Raw genomic sequence first — 26,172 nt, forward strand, 5'->3', positions numbered from 1 at the left:
CTGCACTCCCCGACGTACGCCCCGCTCGACCTCGGTCGCTCGCGGGGCGTCGTCGTCCCCGGTCTAGGGCATGTCGAAGTGGTCCCGGAGCAGCGCCTGGAGCGGGTGGGGTGTCGACTGTGGCGTGGCCAGCGTGTACAGGACGCCGTCCACCACCGCGTGGTGGAGCTGCGGGCTGCCCCAATATCCCTCGTTGAAGGCGACGGACTGCACCTGGCCGGCGGGTAGCGGGAGTGGATCGGCCCCTTCGTCGACGACGAGCAACGACGTGCCGGGGGTCGCCACGACCACCGACCTCACTTCCTGGGTCGAGTCCGGGAGCAGGACGCTGGTCCAGTTGCCGGTGGGGCAGTCGAAGTCATCTGGCTCGTTGGGGAAGTCCTCGATGCCCCAGAACTGCGGATGCCCGTCTTGGAACCCAGCGAAGCGAACGTCGCCCGGCCAGTCACCCATGTCGGTGACATGCACCGCCGCGGACGGCTCAGGGAGGGCATGCCACTCGCGCGAGTAGCGACCTTCCTCTCCATGGTCGAGGAATCCTGACCACGCCCACGCGAAGGACGCCGTGGCCGGCTCCCCGTCGACCCGCAGGTCCCCGGCCACTGCGACCACACCCGAGTGCGAGCCGCACATCACGTCGTCGACGCTGCCACGCACGTCGAGCCGATTGACCTGCGGCAGGAGCCGAAGGGGAAAGCCGCCGCCCAACACGCGAACCTCCTGGCTCGGGCCATACGTGGCGACCACCCGGACGTCTTCGTCACCGGCCACCGGCCACAGGCGGGTGGCCTGGTGGCCCACCTCGTCAGGTGGGGCGGAGGCTGCCCTGATCTCCCCGCCCCAGTCGCAGTGCCAGAGCCCTGTCGCACCGCACACGCCCACCAGTCGATATTCGACTTCACTTGAGCCGACCGGCGCCAGTCCCCACCGCACCGTTCGGACCGCACCCTGGGCGGCCGCCTCCTGTGGGACATCCACGACGCGGACGAACGCACCGTCCTCCATCAGAGCGAGCACCACGCGACCGTCATCGAGGTGCCCCCACACCGCTGTGCAGCTGGCTCCCGCGTTGGTCACTCCGTCAACCTGGACCGAAGGCCAGTCGACTCGCTGCCAGGCCTGCTCGGGTAGGTCCACGACAGGGAAGGTAGCCGATCGGTGGTCTGCCCCTCGGCTTCCCGGCTAGTCGTCCCAGGTGCGGTAGCAGGCGAATACCTCTTCTTCGTCCGCGTCCCTCATTGGCCACCGGGGGTCATCTGCGTCGGTGGGTGCGCCCGGGTCATGGCCGGGTGGTTTGACGAGGTGGAGCTGTCGGTCCCAGTGGGCTAGATGGTCGGGGAGGATCTCGATGTCGTTCCAGCGGGCGGGTTCGCCGGTGGGTGGTTGGTATGCCGCGGCTGTGCGTGGCTGGGGTGGGTCGCCGCCCGGTGGCGCGGCGAGCTCGACCGCGGTCGGGGGTCGGACCGGGAGGCCGTGCCGGGTGGTGACGACCAGCCCGTCGAGCCGGGTCGGGTCACCGGTCATCCGGTAGTCGCCGCGGCCGACCGCGTCGTGGTGGAACGGGCAGAGGCTGACCTGGTTGTCGTCGTCGGTGGGCCCGCCGTCGGCCCAGTCGTGCAGGTGGTGGATCTCGACGAACCGGGTGGCGGTGCAGCCGGGGAACCGGCAACCGCGGTCGCGGTCCTCGATCAGCCGACGGGACCGCTGCGGCAGGATCCGCATCGAGCGCCCGACGCTGACCGGTCGTCCTTCGGTCTCCCAGACCGGCTGGACCACCCCGTCGGAGATGAACCGGTCGAGCAGCCGCCGCGGGATGGCTCCGCCGCCGTTGACCCAGGCCCCGTCGGTCGACAGGTGCAGGTAGACCCGGTAGTGGCTGGCCCGACCCGACGAGGTGACCGAGGAGAACGACCGCCGGGCCAGCTCCTCGAGCGCGTCCGCGTAGGTCGGCCGGTCCGTCGCGGCGATGCCGTGCGCACGCGGAGCCCTCACCGACACGGAGGTGGCGTCGAGGGTGGCGCCGGGTGTGGTGCTGGGCGTTCCGTCGAGCTCGCCGTCGGTGGTCTCGGAGGCGGTGGTGTCGGGGGCGGTGGTGTCTGCGGCGGCGAGGAACAGGGCGTCCTTGGCTTCCTTGAGTGCCTGCTCGACCAGTGCCCCGACGGGCGCCGGCGCGCTGTAGCGCAGCTGGAACCGGCCGTCGACGTCGTAGTGCATCGACAGGTCAGGCCGGGCGCAGGCCCGACGCTCCGACTCGTCCTGCCCGGGCAGCCCAGGCGCCGGAGCGGGGTCGGTCGGGGCGGTGTCGGTCGCAGCGGTGTCGGCCGTGGCGTCTGCGGAAGGGTCGGCGGTCTCGGCGGGCGTCGCTGGCGCAGCGGCGAAGGCGTGCCGGCTCAGCGCGCGACGCAGCTGCGGCACCGTGGCGTGCCTGGCGAACTCTGCAGCCGACCGCTGGTGGGACGCCGGCGCGTGGTGGGCGACCACCGCGGTCTGGTCGAGGGACAGCAGCCCGTCACGCAGGGCCTCGGAGGCCGCGGGCAGCTCGTGGCGGCGCTTCGCGATCGCGACCACGTCCCGCGCGTGCGCCGGCGACAGGCCGGCCCGCACGACCAGGTAGTGCTCCGGCGAACGGAACCCGCCGTCACCCCAGTGCTCGCCGTCGATGAGCTCGGCAGTCAGGTCGACCAGCTCGCCCTGCGCCCGGTTGAGCCGCCCCGCGACCTCGGCCGTGCGCGTCCAGAGGGCTCGCTGCTCCTCGTCGCGCTGCACGGCTGCCGGGCTGACTGACATACCTCAATCGTACACCTGTTCGAATGCTGTGACCGGTAATCCACAGCTGAAATCAGTTGTGGGACAACGGATTCCGCTCTCAGCGAAGAAGTGCAGTGCGCTCGTGCTGGCCCGCGGCGGGCACAGTGGGGCGGGCACGCCGCCCGCCACTCACACGCGCCGTGCCGCCCACACCCGTGCGCTACCCACACCCGTGCGCCACCCCGTGTCCCGCGCCGCCCGCGGGACCCGAGCCGGTCACTGGCTCAGAAGTAGCGCTGCCAACCCGTCCCGATCACGCGCCCGGCATACACGCGCCCGGTGCCGTTACCGGCATAAAGCCGGAACTCACCGCCATGGTGATGCCGACGACGTCGGCCTTCCCATCACCGGTGAAGTCGCCGAGCGGGCCGACCGACCCGAGCGTGTTCCAGCCGGTGCCGACCTTCGACCGGACGCCGCGGAACCCGCCCTTGCCGTTGCCGGGGTAGAGCCACAGAACCCCGGCCTGGTCGACGGCCAGGATGTCGCGGGTGCGGTCGCCGTTGAAGTCCGCGGTCATGAACACCGACGTCATGGTCTGCCACCCGGACCCGATCTGGCGCCCCGTGGCCACCTTGCCGCGACCGTTGCCGGCATAGAGGTTGAGCACCCCGGTGGGGGTCACGCCCAGCACGTCAGCCCGTCCGTCGCCGGAGAAGTCGCCGCCGCCGGTGATGAACCGCATCGACGACCAGCCGGTGCTCGCGATGGTGGGATCGGTGAGGAAGCCGCCGTTGGTGCCCTGATAGAGCTCGAGCCGACCGACGTGCTCGGCGATCAGGTCGGGCTGTCCGTCACCGGTGAGGTCGCCGGCGGGCAGGATGCGAGTGCCCGGGACGACGTCCGCGATGTTGCGGACGCCGCCGCTGAAGCCGCCCTTGCCGTTCCCCCAGTAGCCGAAGGTGTGGGTCCAGTCACGCCTCAGGGCCACGAGGTCGCCGTGCCGGTCGCGGTTCAGGTCGCCGATGCCCACGACGTTGGACGTCAGCATCGGCGTGACGGTGAACGTCGTGGCCGGGCCGGGGCCGGCAGCGCTCAGGGAGGTGACCTTCACGGTGTACTTGGTGCCGGCCGTGAGGCCCTTGACGTATGCCGTGTAGAGGTTGATGCCGGTGACCCGCGAGACGTGGTGTCCGGGCTCGGCGACCATCTCGTAGCCGGTGATGTTGCCGATGTCGTCGTCCATGCCGGGGTTGAAGTCGATCCTGGCGCCGCGCGCCCACGCCCTCGCGGTGAGCTTGGGCGGCTTCGGGATCACCCGGATGTCGAGGCTGCGGAGGTCGAACTGGTGCGTGCCGACGACCTGGTTGAACCTCAGGTTCACCACCGTGCCGTCGGAGCGGTACTCAAGGGCGGGGGTGTAGCCGTTGTGGACGACGATCGAGTCCAGGTGATACAGCCCGATCCGGTCCATCACCTGGCTGATGGTCCCCGTGCGGGGTGCGTCAAGCCGTCGGACTTCGACGTCGCGCAGACCGTCGCCTTGGTAGGTGTACAGGAGCCGCACCCCGTCCAGGGTCGCCTGCCGATTCTGCACGGCGTACGAGACGACCACGGGCTTGCCGACGAGGACGGTGGGTGCCGCAAGCCGGATGGAGGTCAGCACCGGCGGGTCCGAATTCACGTCGAAGGTCCCGGAGAAGGTCGGCTGGGCGCCGGTCGGCGTCCGGGCCCCCCTGGCCAAGGTGACCGAACCATCGGGGTGGTACTCCGCACAGTTGAAGGACTTGTCGCACAGCATGAAGCTGGTCAGGTCGTAGAGACCGTTCGGGGTGCCGCCGGCGACCCATCCCCCGAACCTGCCGGCAGCAAGTGCCACCGGATCGCGGGAGTCGAGAATGACGCCCACCTGCCCGGTACTGCGGTTGGTGAAGCGGGCCGATACGTAGGCGAGGTCGGGAGCCGGGGACCGTAGGGTCCATGCGAGGTTTGCCTGGCGCTCGGGCCCGACGACCAGTGGCGCCGCCGGGGACACCGTCACCGAGGCGAGCTGCGGTGCGTCGTACTCCGGTGTCATCCCCCGCACGGTGACGTCACCCGCGGACAGGTCGCGGGTGACTGTGCAGTCTGAGACGCGTAGTGCCCAGAACGTGCCGCAGACCTTGGTGATCAGGTCGGGCTCGCTGCGCAGGCGCACCGAGCCGAGCCGCCACGTGCTGGTCTCCGTACCCGTCGGCACGGTCAGCGTGCCGGCGCCGGTCGAACCCGGCGTCAGGACCACCTTGTGCTGGACCCCACGGTCGTCGACGAAGACCGCGTCGGCCAGCGCCACCGGCGGACCCTCCGCGGTGTAGGTGACCTGCGCCGTGCCCGGCGCGGCCACCGTGGTGGGAGCGACGGTCACCGACGTGAGGCTCGGCGGGTCGGCCGCCTGGGCCGGTGAGCCGGCAAGCACGCCACCCACCACGGCCAGGACGGTCAGGAGCGCGGTGCTCGCGCGTCGCGTCAGGATCTGGTGCACGTCGTCCCCCCGGATGTTCGATGACCGGAGCAGCATAGGTGTGCGGACCGACGGGGCGCGGCGAAACAGCGCAAAGCCCCCGCGGAGGGCGATCGCGGAGAGACCTTTAGTCGCCGAAGTAGTCCGCGACCAGCCGCTTCGGCGCCTTCGTGGCCCACGCGTCGGTGATGACCTCGGCGAGCTCGGCGCGCGTCAGCCGTCCCAGGTCGCGCTGGCGCAGCAGCACCGCGTTGTAGCCGTCGAAGTGCGGCGTCGTGAACCACGGACCCCCACTTCCGAGGAGGGCTTCCTTGTCGTCCTGGTCGCCCACCGCGAACATGATGACGTCCTGCATCCGCTCCCCGGTCTCCGGGTCGATGGCGTCGGGCCGTGGCTCGCGGAAGTGCAGGAACGACTTCTTCCGCACCACGTAGGCCGGGTTGCCCCACGACGTGCCCTCTTCCACCTCCGGGAGCGACAGCGCGATCTCCGCGAGGTCCGACAGCTTCGCCTTGCGTGCGGCCATGGCGGCGACGCTACGCCGAGCCCCGTCCGCGCGCGCCCCGCCCGCCGGCGTCCCCGGCGCCGGCTGCCTCCGACTCGGCCACCAGTGCCCGGACCGAGGGGAGCAGGGCCAGCCCGTTCACCACCACCGAGAAGACCAGGAACGCCACCGCCCACCCGTGGTGCCCCGCGGCCCAGAGGCCGAGTCCGGCCAGTCCGAAGACCAGCACCTTGGCGACCGGCCGGATCACTGGACCGCCGAGTGGCGCTTTCGGCGACGCGAACGCCCACCAGACCCCGACCACGACGACCACCATCAGTACCGCGAGCAGCACGCCCCTCTCGTGGTTTCCCCAGACGCCCGCCGCCGCAGCAGCCAACAGCTCGTCCAGGAACACCAAGGCCAACACCACCCAGCCCAACGCCACCATGGGCCAAGCGTCGCACGTGCCCCCGTCGTGACCCGCGAGGTATGCCGCGTGGTCACCTCGCGGCATACGCGTCAGTCGGGCCGGCCCAGCCCAGCGGGCCCAGCCCAGCCGCTCAGTCCAGGAAGTCGACCAGCTCGGGCGCGACGCCGATGTAGCTCTGCGGCGTCAGCTCGGCCAGTCGCTTGGCGACGTCGTCGGGCAGTCCGAGCCCGGCGACGAACTCGCGCAGGTCGTCGCCGGTGATCCGGCGGCCGCGGGTGAGCTCCTTGAGCCGCTCGTAGGGGTTCTCCATCCCGGCGACGCCCTGGGCGCCGAGCGCGCGCATGGCCGACTGCACCGGCTCGCCGAGGACCTCCCAGTTGGCGTCGAGGTCGGCGGCCATCGCGGACGGCACGGCGTCCAGGCCGGCCAGGCCGCGGGCGGCGTTGTCGATCGCCAGCAGCGAGTGCCCGAACGCGACGCCGATGTTGCGCTGCATCGAGGAGTCGGTGAGGTCACGCTGGAGCCGGCTGTTGACCAGCGTCGAGGAGAGCACGTCGAAGAGCGCGTTGCTGACCTCGAGGTTGGCCTCGGCGTTCTCGAACCTGATCGGGTTCACCTTGTGCGGCATCGTCGACGACCCCACCGTGCCCTGGCCACGCACCTGGGCGAAGTAGCCGAGCGAGATGTAGGTCCAGACGTCGGTGCAGAGGTTGTGCAGGATCCGGTTGAACCGCGCGAGGTCGGCGTAGAGCTCGGCCTGCCAGTCGTGCGACTCGATCTGGGTGGTGAGCGGATTCCACTGCAGCCCAAGGGATTCGACGAACTCACGGCTGAGCGCGGGCCAGTCGGCCTCCGGCACTGCGGCGAGGTGGGCGCCGTAGGTGCCGGTGGCGCCGTTGAGCTTGCCGAGGAACTCGGCCGCCCCGATCCGCCGCAGCTGGCGGCCGAGCCGGTGCGCCAGCACGGCCAGCTCCTTGCCCATGGTGGTCGGTGTGGCCGGCTGCCCGTGGGTGTGCGCCAGCAGCGGCACCTCGCGCAGGTCGGACGCCATCGTCGCAACGGTCTCGACGAGCGCGGTGGCGCGCGGGAGCCAGACCTCGGTGACCGCGCCCTTGACCATGAGGGCGTAGGACAGGTTGTTGATGTCCTCGCTGGTGCAGCAGAAGTGGATCAGCTCGGCCAGCCCGCGGTCCTCGTCGCCGGGGGCGATGGCGGTGAGGCGGCGCTTGAGGAAGTACTCGACCGCCTTGACGTCGTGCTGCGTCTCGCGCTCGATCGTCGCGAGCTCCTGGATCTCGGCGGCGCCGAAGTCGTCGACCACCTGGCGCAGCTGCCGCTGCTCGTCGTCGGTGAGTGCGCGCACGCCCGGCACGACCTGGTGGGTGGTGAGGAAGATCAGCCACTCCACCTCGACCCGGATCCGCTCGCGGTTGAGCGCCGGCTCGGACAGGTGGTCGACGAGGGGGGCCACCGCACCGCGGTAGCGACCGTCGAGGGCGCCCAGCGCAATGGGAGGGGTCGCGTCAGCAAGCGAAGCCATGACCCACAGTCTCCCAGAGAGCGGGGCCACCTCCGGACACCGGTATGCCGGGTGCCCACCTCCCCGATGCGGGGCGCCCGAGGCGCCGGCACCGGCGGCCGTGGCACGGCCGCGCGCTGGGTCAGCGCGCGGCATACCGTGGGAGCCATGCGATACACCACGCTCGGCTCCAGCGGCACCGTCGTCTCCACCCAGTGCCTCGGCACGATGACCTTCGGCGCGGAGGCGGACGAGGCGACGTCCGGCGCGATCCTCGAGGCGTACGTCGAGGCCGGTGGCACGTTCGTCGACACCGCCGACGTCTACTCGAAGGGGGTCTCCGAGGAGATCATCGGCCGGTGGCTGGCGTCCCACCCGGACGACGCCAAGGATCTCGTGATCGCCACCAAGGGCCGCTTCGCCATGGGTGACGGCGCGAACGACCTGGGCCTGTCGCGCCGCCACCTGCGCCGCGCCCTCGACGACTCGTTGCGGCGGCTCGGGGTCGAGCACATCGACCTCTACCAGATGCACGCGTGGGACGCGGTGACGCCGCTGGAGGAGACGCTGCGCTTCCTCGACGAAGCCGTCAGCGCCGGCAAGATCTCCTACTACGGCTTCTCCAACTACCTCGGCTGGCAGGTCACCAAGGCCGTTCACGTGGCGCGCGAGCACGGCTGGACGGCTCCGGTCACGCTGCAGCCGCAGTACAACCTGCTGGTCCGCGACATCGAGCACGAGGTCGTCCCGGCCTGCCTCGACGGCGGCCTCGGACTGCTCCCGTGGTCGCCGCTCGCCGGCGGCTGGCTGACCGGCAAGTACCAGCGCGACGCCACTCCCGCCGGTGCGTCCCGGCTGGGGGAGGACCCCGAGCGCGGCATGGAGGCGTGGGGTCCCCGCAACCAGCAGGACCGCACCTGGGCCGTGATCGACGCGGTCGGCGAGGTGGCGTCCGAGGCGGGGGTGACGTCGGCCCAGGTCGCGCTCGCGTGGGTCGGTGCCCAGCCAGCCGTCACCTCGGTCATCCTCGGGGCCCGCTCCGTCGAGCAGCTCACCGACAACCTCGCCGCCGCCGACCTCGACCTGTCCGCCGAGCAGCTCGACCGGCTGGGCGAGGTGAGCGCGCCGCACGCGGACGACTACCCCTACGGCGCCGGCGGTGTGGACCAGCGGCACCGCGACGTCCAGCCGCGAAGTCTGACCAAGGTCTAGCCGGGCGGCGTGAACTGGCTGACGGTGAACTGCGCCCCGAGCGGGTCGGCCACGACGGCCTCCCGGGTCCAGTCGGAGGTCGAGCTGCGGATGACCGTGCCGCCGAGGCGCTCTGCCGTCGCCGCCGCGTCGTCCCGGTCCGCCACGGAGAAGGTGACGTGCCAGTGCGCCGCCTCGTCGGGCGCGAGCGGGGCGACCCAGCCGATCGCGTCGGCGAACCCCGGCGGCACCATCGCGCCCGACTGGCGCTCGCGGATGCCCGGGTCGACGGTCGCCTCGAGGTGGTCGCCGTAGCCGGGGCGCCGGATCATCCGGGCGAACCCGAGGTCCGAGACCTCCCAGTCGAACAGCGCGGTGTAGAAGGCAGGGGCGCCGTCGGGGTCGGCGGTGTGCAGGTCGCTGAAGTTCCAGGCGCCCGGCTGGTTGGTCACCTGGGCGCCGAGCCTGCGCCTGGCCTGGAAGAGCCCGAAACGCAGGCCATCGGGGTCGGCGCACAGGGCCGAGCGGCCGCCCTCGCCGGCGTCGGCCGGGGGCAGCAGCACCTGCCCGCCTGCGCGGGCCACGGCCGCGGCCGTCGCGTCGGTGTCGTCGACGGCGATGTAGGTCGTCCACTCCGTGCCACCCGGTCGGTCGGGTGACGCCGGTCCACCCAGGCCGGCTGCGTCCTGGCCGTCCAGCCGGGCGATGAGGTAGCGGAACGGTGCCTCGTCACGGGTGGCCGGCTGGAAGGTCCAGCCGAGCAGGTCGCCGTAGAACCGGGTGGCGACGTCGAGCGCCTCGAGGTCGGCCACCTCGAGGTCGACCCAGGAGGTCACCCCCGCCGGGTAGGTGCGTTCCATGGTCATCGGGGTCCCCTTCGGTCGGTCGTGCGCACAGCCTTTCCGTCCACGCTAGGACGGCGGACCGACAGTGGGGGATCGGCTCCCGGCGCGAGCAGGTGCGAGACCGACCGGACCCCGCCGGCGACCGGCTCAGTAGAAGCCGTGGCGGTCGAGCGCGGTGACGAGCTCGGACTCCTCGTAGGCGAGGTGCTCGAGGAGGGTCGACGACAGGACGTCGACGACGCGCTTGAGCTCCGTGGTCCCCGAGGCTCCAGAAACCAGCCCGACCAGGGCCTCGTCGAGCTGCTCGAGCACGTCGTGGATCACGAGGTGCTCCGACTCCAAGCGGTCGAGCACCGGCGTGAGCGCCGGGTCGCTGCGGCGCAGGTGCGGGAACACCGACCGGTCCTCGAGGCCGTGGTGGCCGGTGACGAACCGGCAGTACTGCGCGCAGTAGGCGCCCAGCGTCCAGTTGTTCTGGCGCATGGTCAGCTCGTTGATGGCGTTGCGTGCCCGATGGGCTTGCTCCTCGCCTGCGACCACCTGCTCGACGATGTCGCGCAGCCGGGTCAGCTCGGCCCGCAGGCCGTCGTGCACCTCGACGAGGTGCGCTCCCGCTCCCGAATGCGCTTGCGGCGCAACGGCTTCGGTGAATGACTCAGCGGTCAAAGGCTCAGCGGTCAAGGACTCAGTGGTATGCCGCGTGGCGGCAGCCGGGGCCGCCTCCTGCCCACGCACCTCGACTGCGGCAGTCTGCGTCGAAGTACCCGCGGCGCGCCTCGCGCGCTCGTCGTCGACCAGCTCGCGCACCGCTGGCGCGACCTCGTGGGCGAAGCGCTGGACCTGGTCAAGGCTCTTGACGGCGAGGATGTAGGTGCTCATCCCCTCGGTGAGGGTGAGCTCGGCGAGCTGCTCGGCCCACTCGCGCGGTGACCCCTGCAGCATCCCGCCGCCCGAGCCGAACCGCCCGTGGATGTTGTAGAGCCGGCGGATCGACGCTGGGTCACGGCCCGCCTTGGCGGCCGCGTCGTCGATGGTCCGGTTCAGCCCACCCAAGGTGTCCGGCGCGGCATACCCCATGCTCGGGAGCCAGCCGTCCGCGGACCGGCCGGTGAGGCGCAGCATGCGCGGCTTGTACGCCCCCAGCCAGATCTCGACGGGGTGCGCGGGTGCCGGGCCGGGGTGCAGGCCGACGACGCGGTGGTGCTTGCCCTCGATGCGCACGGTCGGGCCACCCTCGCCGGCCCACACCGCGCGGATGACCTCGATCGCCTCGGTGAGCGACTTGATGGACTCGCCGGGCGTGAGCCGGGTGCCGCCGGCCGCGACGATCGCGTCGAAGAACGCACCCGTGCCCAGCCCCAGCTCCACCCGTCCACCGCTGAGCAGGTCGAGGGTGGCGACGCTGCGGGCCAGCACGACGGGCGGGCGCAGGGGGAGGTTCGCGACGTTGGGCGCCACCCGCACCGACGTGGTGCGGGCCGCGATGACCGACAGCAGCGTCCAGGTGTCGAGGTGCTTGGCCTGGTAGGGGTGGTCCTGGATGGTCACGAGGTCGAGCCCGGCGACGTCCGCCGCCTCGCTGAGCTCGAGCACGAGGTCGGCGGACGCGGCGTCGGGGCTGGGGAAGATCCCGAACTGCAGGTCCTGTCCGTAGTCGGTCATGACGCGGGAGCGCCGTAGGCAGCCGGCCGCTCGTAGTCACCGAGGACCTCGGCCAGCGCGAGGTGCCGCTGGGCATCGGCGTGCCGACGCTGGCGCTGGAGCGTGCGTCCGAGGAGCAGGTGCAGGTAGCCGTCGTCGGGGGCGTCCTCGACCAGCTGTCGCAGCTCGGTCTCGGCCCGCCCGAGCTGGGCCGACCCGAAGTAGGCACGGGCCAGCAGCAGCCGCAGGTCGGCCGTGCCGTGCAGGTGCTCACCGCTGCCGGACTCGTCGACGAGCTCACGCAGCGCGGTGGCAGCGGCGCTGAAGTCGCCGTGGTCGAAGAGGCTCCGGGCCCAGTCGAGCCGCAGGGCGAAGGGCGTGCTGTTCGTCGTCATGACCCCTCAACAATAGTTCGATATTCAACTATTCCGGTCGGCGAGGGCGCGGCGCACGTGGTCCACGACGCCGTCAGCGGCGGCCACGACCTCGGCGTAGGTCTGGTCGAAGGCGGAGTCGTCGCCGTACCAGGGGTCGTCCATGTCGAGCTCGCCCGAGCGCTGCGCGTCCGGGTCGAAGGACCGGAACATCCGCACCTTGGCGCGCTGGCTGTCGGTGCGGGCCAGCTTGGTCAGCTCCCGAAGGTGACCGGCGTCGGCGGCCAGGACGAGGTCCACCTCGTCGAGCCAGGACCGCTCGAACCGTCGGGCCACGTGGTCGCGTCCGCCGAAGTCGTCGTGCCCGTTGCGGGCCAGCACCGCCAGGGTCCGCGGGTCGGCGGGGTTGCCCACCTCCCACGAGTGGGTGCCTGCGGAGTCGACGACCACCTGGTCGCCGAGACCGGCCTCCTCGAAGCGCTCGCGCAGGACGAACTCGCCCATCGGTGACCGGCAGATGTTGCCGGTGCACACGACGGTCACACGGTAGGGCCGCTTCTCGTGGAGCTCGGGTGCCATGGCCCCATTCAACCCACCGTGACGACCAGCAGCGCCACGGGGGCAGCGAGCACGCCCAGTGCAAACACCACCATCGCCGTGCGCAGCCAGGGTGGGGCGACTGGTTCGGTGAGCAGCCGCATCCGCGCTGCGGTGGTGGCCCGGTCCTCGGTCGCCCCGAGGGTGGTCTCCGGGTGGCTGCCCGCGGCGAGCGCCACCAGGGCCCGGGCGAGTGGCACCGGACCGACGGCGCGGCGGGCGGCGCGGTCGGCCAGCACCTCGATGAGGAGGTGCACCTCGCGCAGCGCCTCGGCCGCCCGCAGCCGAGCTGGCACCGCACGGTGCAGCACCGTGAAGAACTCCAGGACGAGGTCGTGCCGGGCCCGCAGGTGGGCGCGCTCGTGCGCCATCACGGCGGCCAGCTCGTCGGGTGGGAGCGCCGCGAGGGTGCCCTCGGTGAGCACCACCCGGCGGCGCAGGCCGGGCAGGCAGTATGCCGTGGGCGTGGGGTGGGCGAGCACGCGCACGTGGTCGCCGGTGTCGGTCCCCAACGCGTCGACGAGGGTGCGGTGCTCCCGACGCTGGGCGCGCAGCCGTGTGCCGATGGTGTGCCCCGACCAGAGCAGCCGCGCGAGCATGGCGGCGCTGAAGAGGAGGGCGAGGAGCAGCCCCCAGAGCGGGAGCGTGGTCGACAGGGCCGCCGCGGGAGCCACGGACAGTGCCGCGACGACCCCGGCGAGCGACACGGCCTGCCAGACCAGGAGCGCTTCTCGTGGCGCGCGGCGAAATCCATTGAGCCGAGCCATGACCCGTGGCGCCGGGCCGGTCAGGCCGAGCGCGAGGACCGCGAGTCCCGCCGTGGCGAGGGCGGCGCTGCTCAGGGCGCCTTCGTCCCCGAGCCGTCGCCGTGCCGCGCCTCCACCTCGGCGAGCGCGGCCTTGAGGTCGGCGATCTCCTCGGGCGAGGCGTCCCCGAGGAAGTGCAGCATCGCCGAACGTCTGTCGGTGGTGTCCATGCCGTGCAGCTGGTCGAGCATGGTCGAGGCGGTCAGCTCCTCGCGGGAGCCGGCGGCCGCATAGCGGTACGCCCGCCCGGTGCGCTCCTGGGTCAGCAGCCCGGCCTCGGCCAGCCGACCCATCACCGTCATCACCGTCGTGTAGGCGAGGTTGCGACTCGTGCCCAGCGCCTCGTGCACCTCGCGCACCGACACCGGCGCGCGGTGTTCCTCGGCAGCGCGCCAGACCTGTTCCATCACGGCGCGTTCGAGGTCGCCCAGCGTGTTCATCGCCTTGCGGGGCATCGGCACCTCGTTCCACTCACGGCAGGGTCGGCACGGCATCGGGGACCGGGTCACGAGGGGCCACGGTGGTCCGGGTCAGGTCCATGATGCCGTGTGCCTCGGCGAGCCCCTCGGGTCGGTGGCTCACCACCACGACACTGCGCTCGCCGCGGGCGGCCAGCAGATCGGCCATCACAGCCAGTGCCGTCGGGTGGTCGAGGTGGGCGACTGGTTCGTCGAGGAGCAGGACCGGCCGCTGCGAGAGCAGCGCCCGCGCGATGGACAGGCGGGCCCGCTCCCCACCGCTCAGCCCGCGTCCGCTGGCCCCGAGCCGGGTGTCGAGCCCGTCGGGCAGTCCCGCGAGCCAGGCCCCCAGCCCGGCTGCACCGACCGCCTCGAGGAGGTCCTGGTCCAGCGCGGCCGGCCGAGCCAGGCGCAGGTTCTCGCGCACCGTGGTGGCGAAGACGTGCGGCTCGTCGTCCACGACGGCGAACAGCGCGCGCACCCGCTCCACAGGGAGGCCCAGGGCGTCCTGGCCGTCGACGAGGTAGCTCCCCGTCGCCGGGTCGAGCTGTCGGGCGAGGACGGCGAGCAGGGTCGACTTGCCGCAGCCGCTCGGACCAGTGACCGCGACCACCTGACCGGGCGCGACGGCCAGGTCGGCGCCCTGCAGCGCGGTCCGTCGGCCGTCCCAGGAGGCGCCCACACCTCGGAGCCGGAGGTGCGGGACGTGCGTGCCGGCCTTCCGGTCGGCGGGGGTGATCACCGGTGCAGCCGACACGGCGGCGGCGTGGGGCGGGGCGGCGACGCCGGGGCGTTCGTCGAGCAGCTGGCTCAACCGCCGCTCGGCTGCTGACGCGCGAGCCCACGCGCGGGCTGCCTCGGGCAGGGTCCCGAACACCTCCGCCAGCGCGAACGGCGCCAGCACGAGTAGGGCGGACACCGCTGCGCTGTGGTCGGTCCGCGTAGCCACGAGGGCGCAACCCACGGTCGCCACGGCCGTCGCGAGCGGGAGCGTGGCCGTGGCCACGGCGCGCCCGCGACTCTGCACCCGGCTGGCCCGAGCGACCCGCCGCTGCGCGTCCCGCACCCACTCGATCGCCTGGCCTCCGGCGCCGACGGCCTGCAGGTCGAGGGACTGGCTGGCGACCAGCTCGGTGACGCGGGCGACGTCGTCGCGGGCGGCCACGAGGGCGTCCATCGACCGGGTTTCCAGCAGCCGTGCGAGCAGGGTGGTCAGCGCCGCGACGACGAGGAGGCCGCTCACGACGAGCCCGGCCGCGGGCTCGACCCACGCGCAGAGCAGCACCGTCGCGAGCCCGGCCAGGGCCGTCGTCACGAACGGCACGGTGACCCGCACCTGCGCCTCCACCCGCTCGGTCAGGTCGTCCACGACCCCCGCCAGCATGGCGGCCCGGCCGCGCCGCGGGAGCCGGGCGGGCGTGAGGGGCACCAAGGCGGCATACAGGTCGGCGCGGGCGGTCGCGAGGTCGTCGAGAGCGGCGTCGTGCGAACGCAACCGCTCCCAGTAGCGGAAGACCGGTCGGGCCATGCCGAACGTGCGGACGGCCACGATCGCCGTGAGCAGGGTGAGGATAACCGGGCGCTCGCTGGCGCGGACGACGAGCCAGCCGGACGTCGCGGTGAGCGCGACGCCGGAGCCGAGCGCGGTCGCGCCGAGGGCGCCGGCGGCCAGGATGCGGGGCGAGCGGCGGTTCATGCGGGGACTCCGGGCGCGGCGGCGGTCGCGCGCAGGGCGACGTGGTGGTCGGCCAGGGACAGCAGCTCCCGGCGGTGGGTGACGGCGACGACGCAGCGGTGCCGCGCCAGGTCGAGGATGACGCGGTGGGCGACGGCGGCCGACTCGTCGTCGAGGTGGGCCGTCGGCTCGTCGAGCAGGAGCACGTCGGCGTCCGCGAGGCGGGCGCGGGCGAGCACCAGCCGCGCGCGCTGCCCTGCGGAGAACCCCCGTCCGTCATCACCGAGCGGGGTCTGCAGCCCGTCGGGCTGGGCGGCGACCACCCCGTCGAGACCCACCTCGCGCAGGGCCGCCCAGATGGCGGCGTCGGAGACCGGGCCGGTGCCGAGGGTCAGGTTCTCGCGGAGGCTGCCGACCGTGAGGAACGGTCGCTGGGTCACCAGGTGGGTCGACTGCGCGCGGACCGCACCGGCGGTCGGCGTGCGCAGCCCGGCGACGAGCTCGAGGAGGGTGGACTTGCCGCAGCCCGAGGGTCCGGTGACGACGGTGAGCCCGGTCGGCGCGGTGAGGTCGACACCGTCCAGCACCCGATCGCTCGACCCCGGGTAGCTGTAGGCGAGTCCCTGCACGACCACGGTTTTCGGCCAATTGCCCGGTTTCCCGGGGCTGGGCGGCTCGGCCCCGTCGGAAACCGGGCGATTGGCCGGTTGTTCACGACCGGCCGGCTGGGCCCGCGAGACCTGGGGGAGCGCCGACGCAAGGGCCGCTGCGCCGTCGGCGGCGCTGTGGAACTCGGCCCCCACCCGTCGGATCGGCCAGTAGGCCTCGGGCGCGAGCAGGATCGCGAGCAAACCGGTGCCGAGCTCGACCGACCCGTGCGACAGCCGCAGCCCGACGGTCACCGCCACGATGGCCACGCAGATCGTGGCGAGCAGCTCGAGCGCCGCCGAGCTGAGGAAGGCCAGTCGCAGCGTCGCCATCGTGGCGCGCCGGTGCCCCTGGCTCACGTCGGTGATCGTCCGCACCTGGCGCTCGCCCCGTCCGTACGCCACCAGGGTCGGCAGCCCGCGCACCACGTCGAGGAAGTGGCCGGAGAGGTCGGCGAGCGCCCCCCAACGGCGTTCGGTGGCATCGCGGGTGGTCGCCCCGATCAGCGCCGCGAACACGGGCAGCAGTGGCAGCGTCAGCACGACCACGAGCGCGCTCAGCCAGTCGACGAACGCCAGGGTCACCACCGCAAGGGTCGGCACGACTGCCGCGGTGACGAGGGCTGGGAGGAAGCGCGCGACATACGGCTCCACGCTGGCGGCGCCCTGGGTGGCGAGCGTGACGGCTTCCGCCGACCCGGGGCGGTCCTCCGCCGGTGCCGACAGCCACCGGTCGAGCAGCCGCTCGCGCAGGGCGCTGCTCACCGTGGTCCCCGCCGCCGCCGCGACCGTCTCCCCGACGAACGACAGCACTGCGCGCGCCACCATCACGACGACGAGGTATGCCGCGGCGGACGCCACGGGCGCGCCGCGCACCACCGCGACCACGAGCGACGAGAGCGCGAAGGCGGTGCCGATCGTCGCCACGCCCTGGGCCACCCCGACCGCCGCGAGCACCCCCAGCGGCCGACGAGCCTGCGGGACCGCGCGCAGCAGGGCCGGGTCGACCGGACGCATCAGTGGCTCGCCACCGCGGGGATGTGCTGGGTGCCGATCCGCTTGCGGAAGACCCAGTAGGTCCACGACTGGTAGAGCAGGACGATCGGCGTGAAGACGAGGGCGACCCAGGTCATGATCTTCAGCGTGTAGGGGGTGCTGGACGCGTTCGCGGTGGTCAGCGACCAGGCCGCGGCGGTGCTGCTCGGCATGACGTCGGGGAAGAGCAGCAGGAAGTAGGTGGCCACCGCCATCGCGATCGTTACGAAGGTGCCGACGAACGCCCACCCCTCGCGCCCGCGGAGGTTGGCGGCGAGGGCCCCCACCAGGGCGAGCGCTGCCAACACCGTCGTCACCCACGAGGCGGCGCGGCCGTCGGCTGCGCCGAGGATCCCGAGCAGGGCCACGGCGAGGACCGCGGTGACGGCACCGGTGCGGGTTGCGATGCGGCGGGCGTCGCCGCGGATCGGGCCGTCGGTCTTGAGCGCCACGAACAGCGCGCCGTGGGTGAGGAACAGCCCGAGGGTCACCAGCCCGCCCAACAGCGCGACCGGGTTGAGCAGGGTGACGAGGTTGCCGGTGAACTCCTTGTCGCCGTCGATCGGCAGGCCCCGCACGACGTTGGTGAGCGCGACACCCCACAGCAGCGCGGGGAGGAACGACCCGACGACGATGGCCTTGTCCCAGCGCGCCCGCCAGCGCAGGTCGTCGCGCTTGCCGCGGTAGTCGAACCCGAGGTTGCGGACGATGAGGGCGACGAGGATCAGCAGCAGCGGCAGGTAGAACGCGCTGAACATCGTGGCGTACCAGTGCGGGAACGCCGCGAAGGTGGCGCCACCGGCGGTCAGGACCCACACCTCGTTGCCGTCCCAGACCGGCCCGATGGTGTTGATCAGCACCCGGCGGCGCTTCTCGGTGGTCTCGGCGTCGCCGCCCCTCCCGAGCACGGGCAGCAGCATGCCCACGCCGAAGTCGAAACCCTCGAGGACGAAGTAGCCGGTCCACAGGACGGCGATGATGACGAACCAGACGGTGCTGAGTTCCATTGCGGTGCAGGTCCTTCCGAGTGACGCAGGTAGGTCGGGGGGTCAGTAGGCGAACGCGAGGGGAGCGTCGTCGTCGTGGGTCGCCGGGGTCGCGGGCTCCTCGAAGGGCAACGCGCCGGCCCGCAGGTAGGTGAGGAAGAGCTTGACCTCGACGACGGCGAGCAGCCCGTAGAGCAGCGTGTAGACGACCATCGACGTGACGACCTCGCCGGCTGACACCGAGGGCGACACCCCGGTCTTGGTCGCCATCACCCCGAAGACCAGCCAGGGCTGTCGGCCGACCTCGGTGAAGATCCAGCCGAAGCTGTTGCCGAAGATCGGCAGCAGGGGGGCGGCCATGATCGCCCAGTGCCACCAGCGCGCCCGGGGGACGCGCTCGCCGCGGGTGGTCCACAGGGCCAGCAGTGCGATGAGAGCAGCCAGCACGCCGACGCCGATCATCAGCCGGAAGCTCCAGTAGGACAGGGGGATGTTCGGTGTGTAGGTCGCGTCGGCGGTGAGCGGGCTGCCGGTGCCGTACTTCTGCGCGTACTCGGCCTTCAGCTCGTTGATCCCCTGCACGCTGCCGTCGAAGTGCCCGGTCGCGAGGAAGCTGAGCACCCCCGGCACGGTGACCGCGAACTTCTCCTCGGAGCCGTCGAGCGATCCGATGGTCAACAGGCTGAACGGCGCGTTGCCGTCCGAGCTCTCATAGAGGGCCTCGGCCGCGGCCATCTTCATCGGCTGGACCTCGGTCATGATCTTGCCCTGGAGGTCGCCTGTGACGGCCACGCCGAGCCCGGCGACGAGGACCACGGCCGCGCCGAGGCGGGTGGCCCTGCGGTACATCCCCGCGTCCCCGCCGACCTCCCGACGCCGCAGGTGCCACAGCGCCACGGCCATCACCATCGCCCCGCCGACCATGTAGGCGGCGGTCACCACGTGCGGGAAGGTCACCAGCTGCACCTTGTTGGTGAGCACCGCGACGAAGTCGGTCAGCTCGGCCCGCTTGGTCTGCGGGTTGTAGCGGTAGCCGACGGGATTCTGCATGAACGAGTTGGCGGCGAGGATGAAGTAGGCCGACAGCAGCGTGCCGACGTGGACGATCCACATGCACGCGGCGTGCAGCTTCTCGGGGATCCGGCCCCAGCCGAAGATCCAGAGCCCGAGGAAGGTCGACTCGAGGAAGAACGCCAACAGTGCCTCGATGGCCAGCGGCGCCCCGAAGATGTCGCCCACGAACCGGCTGTAGTCGGACCAGTTCATCCCGAACTGGAACTCCTGGACGATGCCGGTCACCAGTCCGAGGGCGAAGTTGATCGTGAAGAGCTTGCCGAAGAACTTCGCCAGCCGCAGGTCGTCCTCCCGCCGTCGGCGGACCCACGCGGAGTGGTACCAGGCCACGAGCGCCGACATCCCGATCGTCACCGGGACGAACAGGAAGTGGTAGACGGTGGTGATGGCGAACTGCCACCGGGCGAGGTCGAGGTTGTCCATCCTGGCTCCGCGGTCGATGGGACTACTACATGTCGTAGTATATACTACGCCATGTAGTAGACGTCCCGACAGGGCCGAAGGTCCCGGGGGTGTGCTCGCTCAGTCCGGGTAGCCGAGCGGGTTGCCGCGCTGCCAGCGCCACTGGTCGGCGCACATGTCGTCGATGGTGCGCGTCGCCTTCCAGCCGAGCTCGCGCTCGGCACGGGACGGGTCGGCAAACGAGGCGGCGATGTCGCCGGCCCGGCGACCCACCACCTCGTGCGGGAGGTCGTGGCCACACGCCTTCTCGAACGCCCGCAGCACCTCGAGGACCGACGTGCCGTGCCCGGTACCGAGGTTCCAGGTCGACACCCGCTCGTCGGTCGAGCCCAGCTTGGTCAGCGCCGCCAGGTGGCCTGCGGCGAGGTCCTCGACGTGGATGTAGTCGCGCAGCGCGGTGCCGTCGGGGGTGTCGTAGTCGTCGCCGTAGACCTCGAGCTTCTCGAGCTTGCCGACCGCCACCTGGGCGATGAACGGCATCAGGTTGTTGGGGATCCCCGAGGGGTCCTCGCCGATGCTGCCCGACTCGTGCGCGCCGACGGGGTTGAAGTAGCGCAGCAACGCGATCCGCCACCGGTCGTCCGTGCGGGCGACGTCGCGCAGCACCTGCTCGATCATCACCTTGGTCCAGCCATAGGGGTTGGTCGCCGAGGTCGGCAGGTCCTCGGTGAACGGCGGGGTCGCGCTCTCGCCGTAGACCGTCGCCGAGGACGAGAAGACCAGCCGGAAACAGCCGTGCCGCTGCATCGCGCGCACCAGGGCGAAGGTCGAGTCGAGGTTGGTCTGGTAGTACTCCAGCGGCACGTCCACGCTCTCGCCGACGGCCTTGAGCCCGGCGAAGTGCACGACCGCGTCGAACTTGCGCTCGGCGAACAGCGACTCGACCTTGTCGCGGTCGGTGAGGTCGAACGCGTGCACCTCCAGCGGCCCACCGGTCAGCGCCTCCAGCCGTGGCACCACGGTGGGCTTGGCGTTGGAGAAGTTGTCGACGACGACGACCTCGTGGCCGGCGGCCCTCAGCTGGACGACGGTGTGGGACCCGATGTACCCGGCACCGCCGGTGACCAAGACGCGCATGCGCACACCGTATGCCGCGGCCCCGGCTCCCAGCCACGCGCCACCACGACGTGGGCAGGGAGCCGGGTCACCGGCGTCGCCGGCGCGGGCTCAGCGGCCGCTCCTGGCGCGCTCGATGGTGACGGGGCTGGCGGGGGCGCCGTCCTCGGGCGTGCCCTCCGTGCCGGGTCTCGGCCATCTCGGACCCTAGGGACAAAGGCCGCATTCGCGCGCCGACACCTAGGTCGGGGCATCGCCCGCGCGGGGCGGGAGGCTGCGCGACCGGCCGCGGAACTCCGCGATGAGAGCACCGTCGGACTCGCGGGTCACGGTCACGTCGGTGATGCCGCTGCGCCCGTATGCCGCGCGCACCCGTCCGTCCGCCACGAGGACGTCGCCTCGGTGCGCCACGGTGACGAACGAGATGTCCGCCCCGGCTGCGACCGTGAGCCGCCCGCGGGAGTTGCAGGCCAGCGCGAAGGCCGAGTCGGCCAGGGCGAAGATGAAGCCGCCGTGCGCGATGTCGTGCCCGTTGACCATGGCGTCGGTGACCGTCATCCGCACCACCGCGTGGTCGACCTCGACGACCAGCGCCTCCATGCCGAGCCCGCGTGAGGCCCGGTCGTCGTCCCACATGGTCCGGACATGGCTCAGGTCGTCGCTCAGGTCGTCGCTCGGGTCGTCGTGGGTCACCACCCCATCGTGGCAAACAGTCGGTCAGTCAGCAGCGGTGAACCGCACGTCCCAGGGCTGCACGGTCACCGACAGCACCCCGCCGGTCACCGACCCGTCGTCGGTGCGGGCCAGCTCGTCAAGCTCGGGGCCTGCCCCCACAGGGATGTGCACCACGGCCATCCCGGCTCCGTTCGCCGCGTCCACCGGCCCTGCAGCGACCAGCCAGCCGCGCTCCCGGAGTCGGTGCAGGAAGGCGACGTGCTCGCGGAACAGCGGGTGCGCGAACACCGAGCCACCGTCGGCGAGCCCGGGTCCGGGACGGTGGTGCAGCGCGAACCATTCCCCGGTCGGCTCCGTGCCAGCGCCAGCGCCAGCTCCAGCACGCTCGACCCACTGCTCGAGCCCTCCCAGCACCAGCGGCCAGCCGCGGTCGTAGTCCGCCCGTGCGGCCTCCGGCTCCGCGAGCCGCTCCCAGCCCGTGTGCGTCAGCGTGACCAGCGTGCCGTCGCCGTCCGCGGTGAACTCGACGGCGACCTCGGTGGCCCGTTCGGGGCCCTGACCCGGGTGCCAGGTCATCGCGAAACCGACCGGTCGCTCCCAGCGCAGCACCGTCCCCCAGACCGCGGTGTCCGCACCGCGCCGCTCCACGACCGTGCCGTCCTCGAAGGCGACGCTGCCCTCGGCGCCGAACACGCTGTGGGTGCCCAGCGGCCACCAGGCCCCGAGATGGGCGGTGAACAGCTCGAAGGCGGTGTCGGCGTCGCACCGCACCCGGACCTCGCGTCGGACGGGTGCGATCGGGTGGGAGGTGCTGGGAACGGTCTCGGCAGTCATCGACGTCGTCCTTCCGACTCCACCCTGTGCTCCTCCACATACGCCTGGAATGCGTTGAGCGCGGTGTCCCAGGTCGTCACCAACCACTGCTGGAGGTCGGCCAGGCCGTCGGGGGCGAGCGCATAGAGGTTGCGGGTGCCACGGCTCTCGTGGTCCACGAGGCCGGCGCCCTCGAGCACCTTGAGGTGCTTGCTCACCGCAGGACGGCCGATCGGCATCGCCGCGGCGATCTCACCGACCGCGCGAGGGCGCTCGGCGAGGAGCTCGAGGATCTGCCGCCGGCTGGCGTCGCCGAGGGCGTCGAGGGCAAGGGCTGATTGGTTACTCATGGGCAACGGTTACTCTAGAGCGACGGTTAAGGTCTTGTCCAGACCCCCTTACGATGAAAGGCATGATCGATGACGGCATGACCACGGCAACGGCGCCCAGCACCCACCCGCTCGTCGACAAGCACGCGGAGCTGCTCGCGCAGGCGACCACGGCTCTCGCGGAGCGGGCGTACTTCAGCCGCTTCCCCGAGTCCCCCTCCCCCCGCGTCTACGGCGAGGGGTCGGCGGAGGCCGGCCAGGCGGCATACGAGGCGCTGCGCGACAACGCGTTCGGTGGTCTGGGTGACGTGCGCACCGACGGCGGCTGGGTCGGCGACGAGGTCTCGCCGTACGGCCCCGCGCTGGGGATCACCTACCCCCACCTCGACGTCGACGCGGCGCTGGCCGCCGCGACCGAGGCGATGCCGGCCTGGCGGGACGCCGGCGCGCGCACCCGGGCCGCCGTCTGCGTCGAGATCGTCGAGCAGATCAACGCGCGGTCCTTCGAGATCGCGCACTCGGTCATGCACACGACCGGCCAGCCGTTCGTGATGGCGTTCCAGGCCGCCGGACCGCACGCCCAGGACCGGGCGCTCGAGTCCATCGTCGCCGGCCTGGTCGAGCAGGAGCGGGTGCCGAGCTCGGTCGTGTGGGAGAAGCCCGGCCGCGACAAGGAGGGCAACCCGGCCCCGCTGCGGATGCAGAAGGACTACCGCGTCGTGCCGCGCGGCGTCGCCCTCGTCATCGGCTGCAACACCTTCCCGACCTGGAACGGCTACCCCGGGCTGTTCGCCTCGCTGGTCACCGGCAACCCCGTGGTGGTCAAGCCGCACCCGCGCGCCGTACTGCCCCTCGCCATCTCCGTGGCGGTGTGCCGTGAGGTGCTGTCCGCGGCCGGCTTCAGCGCCGACCTCGTGCAGCTCGCCCCCGAGGCCGAGGGGGAGGGGCTGGCCAAGGTGCTCGCGGAGCGCGACGAGGTGCGGATCATCGACTACACCGGTGGGCCCACCTTCGGCGCGTGGCTCGAGGAGACCGGTGCGGCCCGTGGCCAGCTGGTCTACACCGAGAAGGCCGGCGTCAACACCGTCGTGGTCGACTCGACCGACAACCTGCGCGGCGTGCTGGGCAACCTCGCGTTCTCACTGAGCCTTTATTCCGGCCAGATGTGCACCACCCCCCAGAACCTCTACGTCCCCCGCGACGGCATCGAGACCGACGAGGGCCACGTGTCCTTCGAGGACTTCGGTGGTCGCCTGGCGGCGGCGGTGGGCAAGCTCACCGGCGACGACGCCCGCGCCGTCGAGCTGCTCGGCGCGACCGTCAACGACGGGGTCCGCGCCAACGCAGCCGGTCTCGCCGCGCTCGCCGAGGAGGCGGGCGGCACGGTGGTGCTGGACTCGCGCGAGGTCAGCCACCCGGCATACCCCGATGCCATCGTCCGCGCCCCGGGCCTGGTGAGCATGGACGCGAGCCGCGAGGACGTCTACACCCAGGAGTGCTTCGGGCCGGTCACCTTCCTCATCGGCACCAGCGGCACCGACCAGTCGCTGGCCCAGTTCCGCGACACGGTGCGCGAGCACGGCGCCATGACGGCCGCGGTCTACTCGACCTCCGAGGACGTCCTCGACGCGGCCCGCGACGCCGCCGCCGACGCGGGCGTCGCACTGTCCGAGAACCTCACCGGCCCGGTGTTCGTCAACCAGACCGCGGCGTTCTCCGACTTCCACGGCACCGGCGCCAACCCCGCCGCGAACTCGGCCTACGTCGACGCGGCGTTCGTGGCCAACCGGTTCCGGGTCGTCACCTCCCGCCGCCACGTCTAGCGATCTGGCACGATCGGGACCATGAACTTCCTGATCAAGGTCGCGGTCAACGCGGTGGCACTGTGGGTGGCGGCATGGCTCCTGCCCGGAATCAGCTTCGGGGACGGCAAGTTCGGCTCCAAGTTCGCGACCGTCCTGCTCGTCGCGCTGGTCTTCGGGCTCGTCAACGCCGTCGTCAAGCCGATCGCGAAGTTCCTCAGCTTCCCGTTCATCATCCTGACGCTCGGGCTGTTCACCTTCATCGTGAACGCCTTCATGCTGCAGCTGACCGAGTGGATCGCCGACCCCCTCGGGCTGAGCTTCACGATCAACCACTTCTTCTGGGACGCAGTGCTCGGCGCCATCGTCATCACGATCGTCTCGATGATCCTCGGCTGGGTCCTCCCCGACGGCGACGACAACTGACCGCACCACTGACGAGTCACGAATCCGCATCGCCTCGGGCGATGCGGATTCGTCGTCCGTGTCACCTCCGTACGCTTCCCGCGTGATTTCCTGGACCCACCTCGTGCTGCCCGCACTGGCCTTCGTCGCCTGCGCGGTGGGCGGGGTCGCGTATGCCGTCCTCACGGACCGACTCGCCCGCCGGAGTCTCGGCGTGGCCCGTCGCGGGCGCGCGATCACCGTGCCGATGCTGGTCACCGTCAATGGCGACCAACGACGTGGCCGTGCGGTCCTTGACGGTGACGACATCCGCCTGGTCGGGTCGGGCGTCAACGTCCGCGTCGCACGGCGCGGTTACGAGGCGGCCGCCGTTCGACGGGGTCAGGTCGACGCCGAGATCCTCGACTTCGCTGAGCAGCGCGCCTTCACCGACGCGTCCGGCACCAGGTACCTGCTCGGACCACTGGAGGAGTGGGAGGAGGCCTTCGATGCATCCCTCGGCGCACCGACCCGACCCGCGACCCGCGCCCGCTTGCTGCGGGCGGCGTTCCCCCGCAGGGCGCTCGGCCCCGTGCTGCTGTCCGTGCTCGCATTCGCGGCCTTCCAGGCAGTCTGGACTAGTGGTCACGACGTCGAGGCCACGATGGTCCGGGTCGTCGGTGACGAGGGACTCGAGAGCTGCGGAGTCGCCTGGACCGAGGAGGGCCGCGACGAGTACGCGGAGGTCGACTGCTACTCACCGTTCCCCAAAGTGGGGGCGCCAGTGCTGGTCCGGGCCATGGCTTGGCCGTTCGACGAGAGCGCTATGGACCACGAAGACACCTACTTCCTGGCCACGTTCCTCTTGGCCGGTGCGGTCCTGGTCCTCGGCGGGGTGGGCACCGCCGTGGCCATGGGGCGCCTGCGCGGACCGGGGGTGCCCCTCGCACCCCTGCCAACACCGCAGGTGACCCACGTGGTGACTCCGGCGCGGCAGACATCCGTGGAGCTCGGTCGTGACGCCCCGCTGCCCGACCTGCTGTCCGCCGTGGCGGCGCGCGAGGGCTGGGAGGATGACGGCGTGGCCGCGCCGCCCATCCAGCCCCGGTACGCGAGGTACCTCATGGCTCTCAGCGCCGGCACCTGGTGGCCCGGTGTGGTCCTCGCGGGTGTCGGGCTCCTCGTCGAGGGCCTGCCCCACGCCATGCGCTTCGCCCTGGCCGCCGGTGCCGCCGTCGCCCTGCTCTGGGCAGCTTTTCGCGCGGTCACGGCGTGGCTCGCCATCCGTCGCGCGTATGTCGGCCAGGTGACCAGCGAGTGGGACTACCGGCTGGTCCGGTCGCTGGACGACGAGTGGTTCGCCGTCCTCTTCCTGGGATCGACCCCGCACTGGATGGTGCTGCTGGACGGACCGGGCCATCCCGCGCCGGTCGGCCGCTGCGGCGTCCGTGGCGACCTTTGTGACGGCGGGGCGATCCAGCTCCAGTTCGGAGGCGAGTACTGGCCCACGCTCTCGCCGGTCTCGCGGGTCGACGACGAGCTGGTCTCGGACCTGCGCAAGGACCTGGTCGAGCGCCTGGGCTGAGAAATCGGCCAATTGCCCGACTCTCAGCGCCCTCAGGCCCTTTCATCCCAGGA

General features: G+C 71.8%; 24 protein-coding genes. 4 read left to right on the forward strand and 20 right to left on the reverse strand.

Going from position 1 to position 26,172, the window contains the following annotated elements:
• Positions 1–63: 63 nt before the first annotated feature.
• The 6 genes from ASG91_RS06595 to purB form a co-directional block, all read right to left on the reverse strand.
• Positions 64–876, reverse strand: coding sequence for a hypothetical protein (locus tag ASG91_RS06595; protein WP_157606166.1), 813 nt, complete (start codon positions 874–876; stop codon positions 64–66).
• 306 nt (positions 877–1,182) lie between these two features.
• On the reverse strand, positions 1,183–2,787 hold the full coding sequence (locus tag ASG91_RS06600) for a DUF222 domain-containing protein (protein WP_056921860.1): 1,605 nt from the start codon (positions 2,785–2,787) through the stop codon (positions 1,183–1,185).
• 274 nt (positions 2,788–3,061) lie between these two features.
• Positions 3,062–5,269, reverse strand: a complete 2,208-nt coding sequence (locus ASG91_RS06605) for an FG-GAP-like repeat-containing protein (RefSeq protein WP_162257511.1) — start codon at positions 5,267–5,269, stop codon at positions 3,062–3,064.
• A 106-nt stretch (positions 5,270–5,375) separates the two neighbouring features.
• Complete coding sequence (locus ASG91_RS06610) at positions 5,376–5,774, reverse strand: MmcQ/YjbR family DNA-binding protein (protein ID WP_056921862.1); 399 nt, start codon at positions 5,772–5,774, stop codon at positions 5,376–5,378.
• Between the two features lie 10 nt (positions 5,775–5,784).
• Positions 5,785–6,249: a DUF2568 domain-containing protein gene (locus ASG91_RS06615; RefSeq protein ID WP_082593976.1), complete on the reverse strand. Its 465-nt coding sequence runs from the start codon at positions 6,247–6,249 to the stop codon at positions 5,785–5,787.
• Positions 6,250–6,295: 46 nt separating this feature from the next.
• The gene (gene purB, locus ASG91_RS06620) at positions 6,296–7,705 is read right to left on the reverse strand and encodes an adenylosuccinate lyase (RefSeq protein WP_056921864.1); all 1,410 of its coding nucleotides are present in this window, start codon (positions 7,703–7,705) and stop codon (positions 6,296–6,298) included.
• A gap of 147 nt (positions 7,706–7,852) precedes the next feature.
• Here purB and ASG91_RS06625 point away from each other — a divergent pair, with 147 nt between their 5' ends.
• The gene (locus ASG91_RS06625; protein ID WP_056921865.1) at positions 7,853–8,896 is read left to right on the forward strand and encodes an aldo/keto reductase; all 1,044 of its coding nucleotides are present in this window, start codon (positions 7,853–7,855) and stop codon (positions 8,894–8,896) included.
• Here ASG91_RS06625 and ASG91_RS06630 read toward each other — a convergent pair.
• The 14 genes from ASG91_RS06630 to ASG91_RS06695 form a co-directional block, all read right to left on the reverse strand.
• Positions 8,893–9,741: a VOC family protein gene (locus ASG91_RS06630; protein ID WP_056921866.1), complete on the reverse strand. Its 849-nt coding sequence runs from the start codon at positions 9,739–9,741 to the stop codon at positions 8,893–8,895. The genes ASG91_RS06625 and ASG91_RS06630 overlap by 4 nt on opposite strands.
• A 126-nt stretch (positions 9,742–9,867) precedes the next feature.
• Positions 9,868–11,382 (reverse strand): LLM class flavin-dependent oxidoreductase, encoded by a 1,515-nt coding sequence (locus ASG91_RS06635; protein ID WP_056921867.1) that lies wholly within the window; start codon positions 11,380–11,382, stop codon positions 9,868–9,870.
• Entirely contained in the window at positions 11,379–11,756 is a 378-nt protein-coding gene (locus ASG91_RS06640) for a tetratricopeptide repeat protein (protein WP_056921868.1), read from the reverse strand. Before ASG91_RS06640 ends, ASG91_RS06635 begins: the two co-directional genes overlap by 4 nt.
• A gap of 24 nt (positions 11,757–11,780) precedes the next feature.
• Entirely contained in the window at positions 11,781–12,314 is a 534-nt protein-coding gene (locus ASG91_RS06645; protein WP_056921869.1) for a low molecular weight protein-tyrosine-phosphatase, read from the reverse strand.
• A gap of 8 nt (positions 12,315–12,322) precedes the next feature.
• A complete protein-coding gene (locus tag ASG91_RS06650; RefSeq protein WP_235545458.1) occupies positions 12,323–13,039 on the reverse strand; it encodes a M56 family metallopeptidase in 717 nt (238 codons plus the stop codon).
• Positions 13,040–13,170: 131 nt separating this feature from the next.
• Positions 13,171–13,593, reverse strand: coding sequence for a BlaI/MecI/CopY family transcriptional regulator (locus tag ASG91_RS06655; RefSeq protein WP_200961247.1), 423 nt, complete (start codon positions 13,591–13,593; stop codon positions 13,171–13,173).
• Between the two features lie 16 nt (positions 13,594–13,609).
• Positions 13,610–15,292 (reverse strand): thiol reductant ABC exporter subunit CydC, encoded by a 1,683-nt coding sequence (gene cydC, locus ASG91_RS06660; protein WP_056921871.1) that lies wholly within the window; start codon positions 15,290–15,292, stop codon positions 13,610–13,612.
• Complete coding sequence (gene cydD / locus ASG91_RS06665) at positions 15,289–16,935, reverse strand: thiol reductant ABC exporter subunit CydD (protein WP_056921872.1); 1,647 nt, start codon at positions 16,933–16,935, stop codon at positions 15,289–15,291. Before cydD ends, cydC begins: the two co-directional genes overlap by 4 nt.
• Positions 16,935–17,960, reverse strand: coding sequence for a cytochrome d ubiquinol oxidase subunit II (gene cydB, locus ASG91_RS06670; RefSeq protein ID WP_056921873.1), 1,026 nt, complete (start codon positions 17,958–17,960; stop codon positions 16,935–16,937). Before cydB ends, cydD begins: the two co-directional genes overlap by 1 nt.
• A gap of 42 nt (positions 17,961–18,002) precedes the next feature.
• Positions 18,003–19,436 (reverse strand): cytochrome ubiquinol oxidase subunit I, encoded by a 1,434-nt coding sequence (locus tag ASG91_RS06675; RefSeq protein WP_056921874.1) that lies wholly within the window; start codon positions 19,434–19,436, stop codon positions 18,003–18,005.
• Positions 19,437–19,535: 99 nt separating this feature from the next.
• Complete coding sequence (gene galE, locus ASG91_RS06680) at positions 19,536–20,552, reverse strand: UDP-glucose 4-epimerase GalE (RefSeq protein ID WP_056921875.1); 1,017 nt, start codon at positions 20,550–20,552, stop codon at positions 19,536–19,538.
• A gap of 219 nt (positions 20,553–20,771) precedes the next feature.
• A complete protein-coding gene (gene paaI, locus ASG91_RS06685) occupies positions 20,772–21,224 on the reverse strand; it encodes a hydroxyphenylacetyl-CoA thioesterase PaaI (protein WP_235545460.1) in 453 nt (150 codons plus the stop codon).
• A gap of 24 nt (positions 21,225–21,248) precedes the next feature.
• On the reverse strand, positions 21,249–22,040 hold the full coding sequence (locus ASG91_RS20130; protein WP_200961248.1) for an SRPBCC domain-containing protein: 792 nt from the start codon (positions 22,038–22,040) through the stop codon (positions 21,249–21,251).
• Positions 22,037–22,369, reverse strand: coding sequence for a helix-turn-helix transcriptional regulator (locus tag ASG91_RS06695; protein WP_056921876.1), 333 nt, complete (start codon positions 22,367–22,369; stop codon positions 22,037–22,039). Before ASG91_RS06695 ends, ASG91_RS20130 begins: the two co-directional genes overlap by 4 nt.
• A gap of 62 nt (positions 22,370–22,431) precedes the next feature.
• Here ASG91_RS06695 and paaN point away from each other — a divergent pair, with 62 nt between their 5' ends.
• From paaN to ASG91_RS06710, 3 genes are all read left to right on the forward strand, one after another.
• Complete coding sequence (paaN, locus tag ASG91_RS06700; RefSeq protein ID WP_235545462.1) at positions 22,432–24,171, forward strand: phenylacetic acid degradation protein PaaN; 1,740 nt, start codon at positions 22,432–22,434, stop codon at positions 24,169–24,171.
• Positions 24,172–24,192: 21 nt separating this feature from the next.
• Positions 24,193–24,576 (forward strand): phage holin family protein, encoded by a 384-nt coding sequence (locus tag ASG91_RS06705; protein ID WP_056921877.1) that lies wholly within the window; start codon positions 24,193–24,195, stop codon positions 24,574–24,576.
• Between the two features lie 82 nt (positions 24,577–24,658).
• Positions 24,659–26,119 carry a hypothetical protein gene (locus tag ASG91_RS06710; protein ID WP_157606169.1) on the forward strand — a complete coding sequence of 487 codons (1,461 nt, stop codon included), beginning with the start codon at positions 24,659–24,661 and terminating at the stop codon, positions 26,117–26,119.
• Positions 26,120–26,172 lie beyond the last annotated feature (53 nt).

The organism is Phycicoccus sp. Soil802 (assembly GCF_001429605.1).
Lineage (GTDB): Bacteria > Actinomycetota > Actinomycetes > Actinomycetales > Dermatophilaceae > Pedococcus.